We start from the raw sequence: 13,395 nt of genomic DNA, 5'->3' as shown, positions 1-13,395 counted from the left end.
TATCAAAGAGTATTAAACGAACATGACGGACAAGCACATTGACGCCGGTTTTAACCACGATAATAGCTACGCTGATAAGCTAAATGGGTTTTATGTTCCCTTTATAGGCGACAAAGCCCCTAACCCTCAGTTGGTTAAATTAAATACTGAACTGGCAAGGGTCATTGGGCTTGATATAGATAACCTAGACAGAAAGACAATTGCTTCGATTTTATCCGGCGGTACTGCTATAAACGGTGCAGCTCCGCTAGCGCAAGCCTATGCAGGGCATCAATTTGGTGGGTTTAGCCCGCAGCTCGGTGATGGTAGAGCGTTATTGTTGGCTGAAGTGATTGATATTAATGGCCTCCGACGCGATGTTCACCTCAAAGGCTCCGGCCGTACGGCTTTTTCTCGCGGGGGGGATGGCAAAGCCGCGCTTGGCCCTGTATTACGAGAATACCTATTGGGCGAGGCAATGCACGCCCTTAATGTACCGACAACACGCGCACTAGCGGTGGTTATCACAGGCGAAAAAGTATGGCGTGAGGGCCGTCAAACAGGGGCAGTATTAGCGCGTGTTGCTTCAAGTCACTTAAGAGTCGGTACTTTTGAATATTATGCCGCACAAGCTCAACCTGATAAGGTTAAACGGTTGGCAGACTATGCGATTGATCGGCATTACCCTGAACTTAAAGCATCAGAAAACCGCTACCTAGCATTCATCCGTGCCGTAAGCGAAAGGCAAGCAACCTTGATCGCAAAATGGATGCATATTGGGTTTGTGCACGGAGTTATGAATACCGATAACATGACGATTTCAGGTGAGACCATTGACTACGGTCCCTGTGCATTTATCGACCGTTATAGCCCCACAGCTGTTTTTAGCTCAATTGATAGGCAAGGGCGTTATGCCTATGCTAACCAGTCGTCAATAGCACAATGGAATCTTGCTCGGCTTGCAGAATGCTTGTTACCTTTAATTGACCCTGATAATGACAAAGCGGTGAAGCTCGCCACTCAAGAAATCATAGATTTTAAGCAGCGGTATGAGGCTTTATGGCTATCCGGCATGCGAATGAAGCTTGGGTTAATGACTACTCAAGAGGATGATTTGGATCTCGTTACCGAACTGCATACTACCATGGAAGGCCAGCACGTTGATTTCACGTTGCTGTTTCGTAACCTGTCAGAGGTACTGCTTGGGAATACTAACGCGGCTCGAGACTTATTTGATGACCCTGACTCATTTGATGTGTGGCAATCTAAATGGCTTAAACGTATAGATTCTGAATCTGTCAGCAATGACGATAGAGTCAACGCTATGAATGCGGTAAACCCTCTATACATTCCAAGAAATCACAAGGTTGAAGAAGCACTTCATGCCGCAGAATTAGAGTCAAATTATGAACCCTTTGAAAAGTTGATTGAGGTGCTTGCACAGCCCTTTACAAAGCGAGAAGGGTTAGAAGAATATGCTGTACCCGCGCCGCTAGATGCTAGCCCTTATAAAACATTTTGTGGGACTTGATATTGCTGAAACAATCGCGCCGCTTTGACGCGAAAGAATCAGCTTTATAGCCTGTCGCCCTTACGATGATTGGGGAAAAGTAATAATGGAACACCTACCACAAATCCTTCTTCTTCTAGCGGTTGCGATCACCATTGTCGTCACATTTCAGCGCTTACATATACCTACTAGCTTAGGCTATCTTTTGGTTGGCGTAGTGGTTGGGCCGTTTACAATGGGCCCGGTCGTTTCTATGCCTGAGCTGCATACATTAGCTGAATTTGGTGTTGTGTTTTTACTCTTTACGATCGGCTTAAACTACTCCATTCCTCAACTTAATGCCCTTAGGCATCAGATTCTTGGCTTAGGCATAGGGCAGGTTGCGCTGACTACTTTGGTTGCTGCCATTGTAGTGTGGTTGGCAGGTTTATCTATTCCTGCTGCATTTGTGTTTGGTGCGGTTTTTGCTCAATCATCCACAACGATTATCTCGAGCTTATTATCTGAGCAGAACGAAGAGAATACTCAGCATGGCCGGCTAGGGTTGGCTATGTCTGTCTTTCAAGATGTAACCGCTGTTCCGTTTCTTGTTATTATTCCTGTACTGGGCGTTTCAGTGGCTGCGGATGTATTAACAATGACGCTTGTTTGGTCACTCTTAAAAGCAGTACTCGCGTTTGTATTAGTCTTTTTTGCAGGCCGTTGGTTATTCGGACCGTTATTCCACTTAGTGGCAAAGCGAAACTCATTAGAAACATTCACATTAGCGATTTTATTAGTGTCGTTAATTGCAGCATGGACCACCCATAGCCTTGGCCTTTCTTTAGCATTTGGTGGTTTTTTGGCGGGCATGATGTTGGGAGAAACTGAGTTTCGTCATCAAGTTGAGTCTATTGTAAGCCCGTTTAGAGATGTATTACTCGGATTGTTTTTTATTGGCATCGGTATGCGTTTTGACCCTACATCCATCGCCCCCATTTGGGAGTGGTCGCTACTCGGGGCGATGCTTATTTTAGTGAGTAAAATACTCATAGTGGCAGGTTTAGTTCATCGGGTGACTTCCGATAAGCAAGTCGCTTGGCGTACAGGGTTGATGTTGAGTGTCGGTGGCGAGTTTGGGCTTGCGCTGATTGCCATTGCTATTGATGCTTCGGTTTTAGATATGACGCTAGGCCAAATTGCGATTACTTCTGTATTGCTTTCAATGGTGGCAGGGGCCTTATTAATTCGATTTAATGGGGCTATCGTTAATACATTCTTCAAAGATACCGATAACAGCCTAGCGTCAGCAGAACGGAGCAGTAATAGTCCAGAGGCACGAGTGATTATTGGTGGATATGGGCGAGTTGGACATACTATTGCCGTGTTATTACACGCTAAAGGTGTTCCTTTTGTGGCTGTTGACACCGATCCTCAGAGAGTCGCTCAAGGCAGAGCCGATGGGCATCAAGTTTTCTATGGTGACATCACTGACCCAGGGTTACTCGCCGCCATTCATGTCGAGAAGGCCTCACTTTTAGTCATCTCAGCCGATAAGGTAGAAGCGGCATTGGCTACATTAACGTATATGAAAAGGTCGTGTCCGCAAGTACCGGTAATAGCGCGAGCTAAGGACCTTCAATCGTGCACTCGTTTACTTAATGCCGGTGCAATACATGCGTATCCTGAGACGATTGAGGCGAGTTTAAGTCTTGCTGCAAGTGCATTAAATATGCTGAATGTTCCTATGGAAGAGGTTGATCAGATTGTTCAGGGAGTACGGGATTGGGGTTACCGCCCCATTATGGAAGATGATTCGAAAACAAATAAGTGAAGTGGAATATAAAGGATTTAGTAAAGAGCGGTGGCTATGGTAAAAGTGCTTTGGTTACTGTGACAGGGTCAGCCTGCATAGTACTCACCATAATTATCTCTTATATACTTCTGCAAAGTATGGGTTGATTTAGTAAATTCTATCCCTGCAATTTGCTTACCCAATAGTTGGGATTGAGTCCATTTTATAACGCCTTTTATACTGCCTATGATTGGAGAGGAAAGTTCTATTTGGTCGCCAGAATGCAGCGTCTCTCGCGTTTGTATTTTAATACCGTTGGTAGAAATATCCTTCGTATTAATATAAAACGCCTTCTCGCCTGATTTCAGTTCCATCACCAACACACGATTAACGCGAGGATTTTTCCGTAATGCCGCTAAGAGCTGCTCCCTTTGTGTTTTTTGAATAAAATAGCTAATGCCACCACCCACAAATAGACCTTTTAAAAATCCGACTGAAAATAAAAAAAACAGTTTCCAGTCGCTAAAATAATGCGTTAAAACTGAAACGCTCTCTGGAATTCTATTCCAGCTAAACGCTATAGAGATAAGTACTTGAAAGACAGCCATGACAACACCAAGAACAATGCCATAAAATAGAGAGGATACAACTACTTCTTTACGGTCATAACTCGCATTGTTTAATGCTTTAATGACGACAATAGACAGTGTTGAAAACGACATTGCTAAGCAAATTCTTGCTATGGGTAACTTTTCAAGGCTTAACGCGAGATCTCGAACAATTACAAAAAATACAAAAGAGGCTAACGTCGCAAACAGTAACGCAATAAAATATGTAAACATGCCTACTTTAACATCAGCTGACGGCATTTTTTTAATAACAATGCCCACAAAAATAGCGATTGAAAATGAAATAATACTGCCCGTTGTCCAGCTAACAAATTTAGCAACGTCTAGGTATTGTCGTTCAGGTTGATAGAAATCTAAAATTAATAACAATGCGGCGACAGAGCTGATTGAAATTAAAATCACACCAATAAAACACAGTGAAATTGCATCTTTGATGCGGATTTCTGAACTGTCATGCTGACTTATTACAAAGCCTAAGTTTTTGAAGGCAGTATATTGAGCGTCTTTACGGGGGTATTTTTTTATAACATGTTTACAAATGCATTCTACAAAGTAGAGCGATAGCTCCTCTAGTTCATGTTTGTATTTATTGAATTCATTTTCATTAAAGCTGGGAGACGTAATAATTCTGCCTAACTCTTCAATTCTAATACCTTTCGTTTTTAAGTCATTTACTGTTAAGTCTAGGCATAACTCTTTGACGATGAGTAACAAGCTAGCGCACTGAATATAGTACCAGTCAATTGAGCGAGCAGCTTTTTCTTGGTCAAGGTTCTCTATTGAAAGAGCGAATCGAGATTGTTGCTCAGATCGTGTGATTTCTCTTTTAAGCTCGCTTAAAATACGGGGTGTTGGCATAAAGGCATTAGAGCGAATAATGCCACGTGTTATTTCTTTAACAGATTGAGGGATTCGCGCCCATACATGCAGTTTTTTTCGCCATTGCTCATCGTAAGGGGATACCATCGGTAAGGTTGAAATTATAAATACAGCAATGCTGATAATTAAATATGAATGCGTTGCGATTCCATTACTTTGAGGCACTTGGGTTGCTTGAGTGTCGAGTACAACTTTAAGTATGTCTAATAATTGTGGGGAGTTACGAACGATTAACGTCAAAACGAAAAAGGTGAGTATGTAAATTAAGCAATAGCCTTTAAATCTGGGGCCATCAATATAATCACTTGGACTTCCAGTAAATAACTTACTTTGCTCAGCCGGCCATTTATTAAATCTTGTACCGACGACGACAGATAGAAATAGAGCACTAAATAGTATATCTATAATCTGATCCATGATTATTCCTTTAAACTATGCAAGTAGTCTTTAACCATACTGCAATAAAGGTTATTACCTCTTTAAATAGTTCAATAAGCGCTAAAGTGCAACTTTGGTAGGGGGGTATCTATGAAGTGAGGGGGGGGAGTAGGGGTTAGCCTATTTGTATTAAACCTGCATTTATTTTACTTTAAGGTGTCATAACAGAAGATATGGCAAAGGAGGCCGTTCAATTAGGTGTTTTTGATGTAATTGATAAACAGGATTTAAGTCCAGCCCTATTGGAACAAAGTATCAAATGCTCTCAACGACACAAACAAACTGAACTGTTTCTTGATGGTGATACCACCGTCAAAAACGAGCAATGCAATTAATCCGCCACTGAGCGATCGCTATTAAGCATCTTATTTACCCACTTATCATTGGTTTATCAAATCATCTATCTATTTCAAGCGCTGCCGTGAATCTTATTTTATTCAGGTGCAAAAAGTAGATTTCGTGTACACTCCGTAGCTAAGTTTTAAGCTATAGCGAAAGCGCTAGCCCTCTAACACCATGAGATAATATCTATGCAAAACCCAGACAAACCACGCGCTAAGCGTGCACTCATTGTTGCAGTGCAATTAGACAACGTTAGCGATGTAGAATTCGAATCTTCGATCGATGAGCTTGGGGAGCTTGCAAAGACATTAGGTATGGACGTTGTAGGGCAGGTGACTCAAAAACGTTCATCGTTCGACTCAACTGCTTATGTTGGTGTAGGTAAACGAGAAGAAATACGGCAGGTTTTACAAGCTGATCAAGCTGCAATAGATGCGCTGGCATATTCAAACCCATCAGAAGAAAAAGAAGCCGTAGAATATATTCTAGTGGATCATGAGATATCGCCATCTCAAGCACTGAACCTTGAAAATGAACTTGGCTGCGAAGTAATGGATCGGACGGTTGTTATTCTTGAGATATTTCACCGAAATGCTCGCTCACACGCGGCACAGGTTCAAGTTGAAATCGCTCGGTTAAGTTATATGGCGCCTCGTTTACGAGAGGCTGCCAAGCGAGAAGGGCCGTTAGGTCGTCAGCGTAGCGGTACTGGTGGACGTGGTAAAGGCCAATCGCGGAGTCAGCTAGATGCCAGAAAAGTGCGAGATCGCATTGCTGAACTGCAAAAAGAAATTGATACCATGGAGGCTGGTCGTGATATTCAACGATCACGCCGACAAGAACAAACTGGGCTTGCTCAAGTCGCGTTGGTCGGTTACACCAACGCAGGTAAATCTACCTTAATGCGAGCTTTAACTCGCAGTGAAGTGTTAGTTGCAAACCAATTGTTTGCTACGCTAGACACTAAAGTGCGTACTCTATACCCCGATAGTGTTCCGCGAGTACTGGTAAGCGATACAGTGGGCTTCATTAAAAACCTACCGCATGGTTTGGTGGCCTCTTTTAAGTCTACATTGGACGAAGCGCTTAATGCAACGCTACTACTACATGTTATCGATGCAAGCGACCCAGGATTTGAAATGCAGCTCGAAGTAACCGATAAAGTACTCGCTGAGATTGGTGCAGACACGGTTCCTCGCATTAAAGTATTCAATAAAATTGACTATTTAGGGGATGTCATAGCACAAGAAGAGCGTGTCGCAGAACTTCAATCTAAGTATCCCGGTTGTATTATTCTGAGTGCGCGTAACCCAGACGATATTGCTAGGCTGCATGAGTCAATTGTTAAGGCCTCTCAGCAAGGTCAGATTGAAACTGAGATATTTTTACCCTGGTCTGCACAGGATTTACGCGGCGAAATATTTGCTTCTTGTGAAGTTTTAGAAGAACGTGCCGATACCGAAGGGGCTTTTTTCCGTTTTCGCGCAACACCAATGATAGTCGCTAAATTGAATGAAATCGCAGATAAAGCACGTTAATTTAAATTATTGATTAGTCTATAAATCATTTAATATCAACGTTATGCAGTAATTTTATAATCCATTATCTAGCTTAATTACAATAAGGAGTCGTAATGGACACTCAAACATTCTTAACTCAATGGCATGAGCTTGTTAATACTAGAGACCTGAAAAAACTTGATGTCTTGCTGGATGATAACGCTGTTCTATTATCACCTGTATTACATAGCCCTAAAGAAGGTAAAGCAATAACCAAGATCTTCTTAACCGCTGCATTAAGTGTATTTGCTAATGAGTCATTTAAGTATGTACGAGAATTTAGTAATGCAGATAGTGTCGTTTTAGAATTTGAAACGGAGGTTAATGGCATCTATGTTAATGGTGTAGATATGATCAAACTAAATGAAGAGGGTAAGATTATCGAGTTCAAAGTGATGGTCCGACCTCTTAAAGCACTGAATATGATCAACGAGATGATGACCCAAATGATACAAAGCTTTTCTGGAAAGAAATAGGTTTACATGATGAAAAGCAAAGCAGGCCAATCTCAGGGGATTCTGTTATTTAAGTTAACACCCACTCAGTCTTTTGCGATAGGTACCCTAAAAATTCGTGAAATAGTGCCTTATACGCCATTAACCGTACTCCCTAAGTCCCATCGTTTTGTGCTGGGCGCAGCCAGTGTTCGTGGGCTAACAATACCTGTTATCGATATGGCCGCTGCGGTTGGTTATAAACCGTTAACTAAAGAAGAGATTCCTAACTGTTTTATTATTATTACCGACTGCCAACGAAAGACGATTGGTTTTCTTGTGCGACAAATTGAGCGCATTTCTGAATGTAGTTGGAAAGATATAGAGGCGCCTGCTAAGAATTTAGGCAGAAAGGCATTCTTAACCGGCGTAACTCGCATTGACGGCAAAGTAATACAACTGTTAGATGTTGAACTCGTGATTTCATTAGTATTTCCGAATACTGAAGCGGCAAACTTCCACTCACTTACTGACGTTCAAAGAGAGAAGCTTAAGCCGCTTAATATTCTATTAGTGGATGACTCTTTAGTGGCACGCGCTCAACTCTCAGATGCATTAGATCGAATGAATATTTCGTATCAAGTAACGGCAAACGGAAATGATGCACTCAATATCATGAAGCAAAATGCGAGTGAAAATTCTGCCATTGACCTCGTTGTCAGTGATATAGAAATGCCTGGTCTTGATGGCTATGAACTTACATTTGAAATACGTAATAATTCTTCACAGCTCGGAACGCCCTACATTATACTTCACACCTCTCTTTCAAGTGAGATCAGTGTTAGCCAAGCTCATCAAGTGGGTGCAAATGAAGCGTTAACTAAATTCGATGCAGGTGAACTGGTCCAAGCAATGCTACGTGGCGCCGAGTATAAGTCCGCAAACGTTTAAATAAATGTTTGTATAAAAGCGGGGAGTGCCACCTATAAAAACAGGTAATTAAGATGACCGAAAACTTATGGGAAGAAACGAATACATTTGAGCCGCAGACAACGTATAAACTGTCTGTTGGCGCACTCGAACTTTATATTAACCTACTGGAAAACGAGTGGACGTTTCGTCATAGCTATTTAACTCAGGACGAAACTAAAACCGAAAAGAAAATTGAACTCTCGGCGCTGAAGAAAAACACCCGCGATGACCTAGACCCTCTCCGTTTCATCAATGCCAATCAGCAGAAGACGTTACAATTTAGACCTCGCCTTGCAAACAAAAGTATCGTGGCTAAGCCATACATGCCAGTGTTCTTACCGTCACAACAAACAGTCACTATTTATATTAGTACGCCTATCTGGTTGGCTATATTTTTTGAAGGTCATAAACAACCCCTATTGGAGTTACCTACGTTTAAGCTATCCGATACTTGGTTTGGCCCAAGACCTCACAAAGGTGAGTTGTGCTACTCAAGTCGATTTAGTGGTCGAATTGATTTAAAAGCTTTACCTAAAAGAGCCAGCAGGATCATTACGCCGGTAAAAATCACTAACAACGGCGCAGATAATCTAAAACTTGAAAAGATATCAATACCTTGCGATTATTTAGCAGTATATTTAAATAAAAACAATGAGTTATGGACCCCTACATTGTCTATATTACGCGAAGTTGATCAAAATAAAACTAAAGTCGCTATTGAAAAAACACTTCATCCTTCACTAGAACAGGCTAGACGAGTAGGTGAGCCACGAGTGGCAGATCCATCTCGTTTACTTTCAAAAACAATTGATATGTTGTTTTCATAACTCTTTATTAGGAAACCTATCGTGATTTTAAAACCTTATATTTATGCAGCACTGTTACTTTTGGTCGGGTTTGTCATTGCCAAGATTGTTTCTACTAAGGGAACCGCTTATTTAGAAGAACGATTCTCAATAAAGAATAGCCTGGTGCTTAAACGATTAGTGTTTTATGGCGTATTAATACTATTTTTAATTTCAGCCTTACATCAGCTAGGGTTTGAACTAGGTGTACTGTTAGGCGCGGCAGGCGTTTTATCTGTTGCAATTGGCTTTGCCTCTCAAACATCCATGTCTAACATTATCAGTGGATTGTTTCTAATCGGCGAAGGAGCCGTTTCAGTGGGTGACTCGATTAAAGTTGGCAACACGGCCGGAGAAGTCATCAGTATTGACTGGTTATCTATTAAGTTAAGAACCTTTGATAATTTATATGTCCGTTTACCTAATGAATCCATAATTAAAACAGAAATGATCAACATGAGTCGCTTTAAAATTCGTCGCTTTGATTTAATGATATCGGTTGCGTACCAAGAAGATCTAGCGCTCGTTAAACAGGTTTTAATTAACTTAGTGAGTAAAGATACCGCTTGTTTAGATGATCCAGAGCCACAGGTGATTATCGAAGGGTTTGGTGATTCAGGTGTCAATATTAGATTAGCGGTTTGGGCAAAGTCTGAAGAGTTTTTGAAATTTAAAAGTACCATGAATGAAAAAGTAAAAGCCGCGTTTGATCTAGCGGGTATAGAAATACCATTTCCTCATATTAGTTTGTACGCCGGTGAAAAATCTCTGCCACTAGAAGTTGCTGTTACTAATAGAGTGTCTAAAGAAGAAGATAGTTAAAATAGCGATAGTTGGGTTATTGACAATATAGGGGGCTATTTACCCCTAACCACCTTGTAACATGTTGAAATAAATGATTCATATCTCGCATTAAATATTTCACCTTAATTTACCAAGCCATTTAATATGGCTTACTATTTATCGTGTCAGTTAGAATGTCTGGTTTTGCATTTGTTTAAGGGTTGCTTTAAATGAACGTGTTTTTTGTCTTTTGTAAAATAGGTATATTCCGTACATATTTACGTGTGCCCATGCTATAACTGATCCTCTACTTATTGCGTCAACCATTGCTTGTTTTTCCTCTTTATCTTCGGTCTCATAAAGTAAACTTGAAAGATATAGGTAATTCCAGAGAATGATGGCATTTTTTAAAAGAATCGTGCAAGAAACGGCTTTTTGAATTTCATCACCAAGGCCAACCTTAAGTACACCTTTTCTTCCAAAAAAGATGGCCTTTGACATTTTCTGCCCAAGTTCAACTCGATTTAGTTGCTTTCGTACTGATTTTTTAAGCTCTGTATCTCGTAAGTAATTTAAAATAAAAGTTGATTTTAGGAGTCGACCAAACTCTCTAACTGCCTGGTATAGTTTACTGGTTTTAGAACTACTCAAAGCTCTAAAAATGAGTGATGCCGAGCAATATCCCAACTTAATAGATGCCATTAGATGAAGAATTTCATCCCAATGAGTAAGTATCAATTTTTTGTTTACAGTTTGTTTAGGGGCAATAGTAAAGTTTGAATTTTTCTTAAGAGATTTTGATTCATAACCATATAAGGTTTGCTTGTGAATCCCTTTAATATGGGGTGCGAATGCTACATCTAAAAAATGCAAACCTGAGAATATTGCTTCTGTATACCCGTGTGTATCAGTAGAGTGAATATGTTCGAGGTCAGACTCTTTATATACGGACTCTTTAGAGGAAACTATGCCATCCATCATAAATGCGGCTTCTCTGTCAGAAGATGAGAGGACGTTAACATGAAAAAATGACTGTTTATTATCTACGAAACTGTTAACAGTGATACCTTGTTCTTTTCCGTAATACTTGTATGAATAATTGGCTAGTAATGAATTGACAGCTACAACTACTTTTTGACCATCACTGCTTGTATGTAACCTACCATCTAGTTTGGAGTATACTGAAGGTAGTGGGAGCGATTGTATTAACTCAACTATTTTGTTGTTCGCATTTTTTAAATTTTGATTCGACAACCAGAGTTTTTCAGTGTCTAGTAGCTGCTTAGACGTGATTTCTGGTGCCGCTTTTGACATATTGGTATGGCCTAGATTAGACCCTAAGCTAATAATTGTCGCGAATAGTAAACGTGTATCAATTTTATTAGCGCTATTCCTATTCGTTTGATGAGTAAATGCCTCAGTAAATTGCGTATGCATTTCTGCTTCAGAAAGAAGCTCATATAAAGATATTGATTTCTCTTCGTTTAAGAGGCCTGGAATAAAGCTTGATGCGTCATAATTAGCTTCATTATTCTTAAGAGTCCACTCACCATTTCTGCCAAGTTTAATGTCAGGGCATAGACCTAAACTTATTTCTTTATCCACGACCTTATATAAACTTGTGAGGTTGGTTCCTATATTAAGAAGGACATCCTTGCCTGTTGAATAATGATTTAAGTTCGCAGCAGCAATATACTCTTCTCTATTTTTGTTCCAAAGCTCCAGAGGGATTAGATAAGTCTTACTATTACGGTATCTGTAAGAATGCTCAAGTGTCAGTGTTCGATTCTTGAAACATTGTTCCATGATGACAAATAACATTGTCTTGTATTTGGAAATAACTGGAATTGAGTCATCGGACAATACAAGCTGTTTTTCTCGCTCTTTTAAATGTGCTAACGGAGTGTTGTCATCAATTTTTGTTATGTTAATTTTGTAGTGACTGATCGCTTTTAAAAGGTTCTCATTTGAACTAGACTCATCGAAAGTTAGGGCTCGTACTAAGGGACCTAGAGATTTCTGTAACCCTAAGTATTTGTTAAATATACAACTGTAGTAATTGTGATGATTTCGCCCCTTTTGAATTTCTATTTCCGATCGCTGAATTCTTTCAGTCAATTCAGGATTTTCTGCTTCAAAATATGCTTCGACTAGATGTACTACCTGTTCATTGCGCTGTGAAAATGAAATTAATTCATTTTTTGAAATAACTAATATTTGATCCAAAATTGCCCTAGTTGTTTTGGCTGTATTGGTTATTGACTGATGGGCAATTAAACTATCTTCATTCAACTGTTCATTATGTTTACGTTCTTCACCATTAGCTTTATTAACCGTGCTACGTATTTTCTTAATAATGGCATCAACAGCAAAGTCTTGTCGTTTATAAAATTGATCTCTTACAAACGCTGCCAGATGAAGGCATTTTTTATCTGAATTACGTAATTGTTTGATTTGACTAACATCAGAACTATAAACCCAATCAGAAAAGTACTGCGTTGCTTCTTCTGTCGCATTTAGCCCCTTAATTATGGGTTGAATTTCAAAAAATAGGTCACGGAAATACTCTAGAGCTTCTGCATTTTTTACCAAAGATTTTTCATTGTCAGATTGATCAATTCGTTTCAAATCGCCAAATCTTTGTGAGGACGGAGGGTTGTCTAATAAGTTCAAAAGCGAAGTTTTCTGACTTTCAGTCATTAACGTTTTGACCTTAACTAGTATAGATGACTCGTAATCAGTATAACTACGAGAAACAATATCAGACAGCTCAGCATAACTAGGAATTTCAGTTCTATTTTTCCAACAAAATGCTAACAACCCAAACAATACATCTTCGCTTCGTTTTTGTTTATCAACTAGCAACAATGAATGCTGCTCTAGTTCTAGCCGAGCACTTTCATTGTAAGATTTCCAGCCATAGGACTCTAGAATTAATGCTTTATGACGTTCAGCAGACTTCGAGGAATAGCGGGATAAATCTAAAGAACCCTTTAGACCCAATTCTTTTTTTGCATGATTAATATCTTTTTGTTTAAACTTTTTGATTTCAAAGAAACGTCCTTTCGCTTGAAAATATGCCCGTTGAAGAATATAACCCAAACGATTTTCAGGTGTACGAAAACTGCGTAATATTTTTCGAGTGTTAGTGTCTATGTTAAAAAAACAAATACGTTCATTTAAATTAAGTTGTGGTATTCCTTCGAAAGCTCGTCTTCTGCTTCTTGTTAGTATCTGTATTTTCGACATAT

General features: G+C 39.8%; 10 protein-coding genes. 8 read left to right on the top strand and 2 right to left on the bottom strand.

All coding sequences use genetic code 11. The annotated features are described in order from the left end of the window. Window positions 1-22: 22 nt before the first annotated feature. Together NKI27_RS10655 and NKI27_RS10650 are read left to right on the top strand one after the other, a co-directional pair. Complete coding sequence (locus NKI27_RS10655; protein WP_265046035.1) at window positions 23-1,510, top strand: protein adenylyltransferase SelO; 1,488 nt, start codon at window positions 23-25, stop codon at window positions 1,508-1,510. Window positions 1,511-1,595: 85 nt separating this feature from the next. Then, on the top strand, window positions 1,596-3,302 hold the full coding sequence (locus NKI27_RS10650) for a cation:proton antiporter (protein ID WP_265046034.1): 1,707 nt from the start codon (window positions 1,596-1,598) through the stop codon (window positions 3,300-3,302). Window positions 3,303-3,370: 68 nt separating this feature from the next. Here NKI27_RS10650 and NKI27_RS10645 read toward each other — a convergent pair whose 3' ends face one another. Further along, window positions 3,371-5,188: a PilZ domain-containing protein gene (locus NKI27_RS10645; RefSeq protein WP_265046033.1), complete on the bottom strand. Its 1,818-nt coding sequence runs from the start codon at window positions 5,186-5,188 to the stop codon at window positions 3,371-3,373. Window positions 5,189-5,382: 194 nt separating this feature from the next. Here NKI27_RS10645 and NKI27_RS10640 point away from each other — a divergent pair, with 194 nt between their 5' ends. The 6 genes from NKI27_RS10640 (at window position 5,383) to NKI27_RS10615 (ending at window position 10,183) form a co-directional block, all read left to right on the top strand. Continuing rightward, window positions 5,383-5,544 (top strand): hypothetical protein, encoded by a 162-nt coding sequence (locus tag NKI27_RS10640; RefSeq protein WP_265046032.1) that lies wholly within the window; start codon window positions 5,383-5,385, stop codon window positions 5,542-5,544. A 195-nt stretch (window positions 5,545-5,739) separates the two neighbouring features. Further along, window positions 5,740-7,089, top strand: coding sequence for a GTPase HflX (hflX, locus tag NKI27_RS10635; RefSeq protein ID WP_265046031.1), 1,350 nt, complete (start codon window positions 5,740-5,742; stop codon window positions 7,087-7,089). Window positions 7,090-7,184: 95 nt separating this feature from the next. Next, window positions 7,185-7,586, top strand: a complete 402-nt coding sequence (locus NKI27_RS10630) for a nuclear transport factor 2 family protein (RefSeq protein WP_265046030.1) — start codon at window positions 7,185-7,187, stop codon at window positions 7,584-7,586. Between the two features lie 9 nt (window positions 7,587-7,595). After that, entirely contained in the window at window positions 7,596-8,495 is a 900-nt protein-coding gene (locus tag NKI27_RS10625; protein ID WP_265049504.1) for a chemotaxis protein, read from the top strand. A 53-nt stretch (window positions 8,496-8,548) separates the two neighbouring features. Continuing rightward, window positions 8,549-9,343, top strand: a complete 795-nt coding sequence (locus NKI27_RS10620; protein WP_265046029.1) for a hypothetical protein — start codon at window positions 8,549-8,551, stop codon at window positions 9,341-9,343. Between the two features lie 21 nt (window positions 9,344-9,364). Beyond that, window positions 9,365-10,183 carry a mechanosensitive ion channel family protein gene (locus NKI27_RS10615; RefSeq protein WP_265046028.1) on the top strand — a complete coding sequence of 273 codons (819 nt, stop codon included), beginning with the start codon at window positions 9,365-9,367 and terminating at the stop codon, window positions 10,181-10,183. Between the two features lie 150 nt (window positions 10,184-10,333). Here the strand turns inward: NKI27_RS10615 and NKI27_RS10610 are convergent, their stop codons facing one another. After that, complete coding sequence (locus NKI27_RS10610; RefSeq protein ID WP_265046027.1) at window positions 10,334-13,393, bottom strand: Tn3 family transposase; 3,060 nt, start codon at window positions 13,391-13,393, stop codon at window positions 10,334-10,336. Between the last annotated feature and the right edge of the window lie 2 nt (window positions 13,394-13,395).

This window comes from Alkalimarinus alittae, from assembly GCF_026016465.1.
Taxonomy (GTDB): domain Bacteria; phylum Pseudomonadota; class Gammaproteobacteria; order Pseudomonadales; family Oleiphilaceae; genus Alkalimarinus; species Alkalimarinus alittae.
Note: the sequence above shows the minus strand (reverse complement) of the source record. Positions and strands in the feature narration are given on the sequence as shown.

Excerpts from the sequence above, each read along its gene's own strand:
- NKI27_RS10655 (WP_265046035.1), top strand. The coding sequence starts at position 23 with ATGACGGACAAGCACATTGACGCCGGTTTTAACCACGATAATAGCTAC.
- NKI27_RS10650 (WP_265046034.1), top strand. The coding sequence starts at position 1,596 with ATGGAACACCTACCACAAATCCTTCTTCTTCTAGCGGTTGCGATCACC.
- NKI27_RS10645 (WP_265046033.1), bottom strand. The coding sequence starts at position 5,188 with ATGGATCAGATTATAGATATACTATTTAGTGCTCTATTTCTATCTGTC.
- NKI27_RS10640 (WP_265046032.1), top strand. The coding sequence starts at position 5,383 with ATGGCAAAGGAGGCCGTTCAATTAGGTGTTTTTGATGTAATTGATAAA.
- hflX (WP_265046031.1), top strand. The coding sequence starts at position 5,740 with ATGCAAAACCCAGACAAACCACGCGCTAAGCGTGCACTCATTGTTGCA.
- NKI27_RS10630 (WP_265046030.1), top strand. The coding sequence starts at position 7,185 with ATGGACACTCAAACATTCTTAACTCAATGGCATGAGCTTGTTAATACT.
- NKI27_RS10625 (WP_265049504.1), top strand. The coding sequence starts at position 7,596 with ATGAAAAGCAAAGCAGGCCAATCTCAGGGGATTCTGTTATTTAAGTTA.
- NKI27_RS10620 (WP_265046029.1), top strand. The coding sequence starts at position 8,549 with ATGACCGAAAACTTATGGGAAGAAACGAATACATTTGAGCCGCAGACA.
- NKI27_RS10610 (WP_265046027.1), bottom strand. The coding sequence starts at position 13,393 with ATGTCGAAAATACAGATACTAACAAGAAGCAGAAGACGAGCTTTCGAA.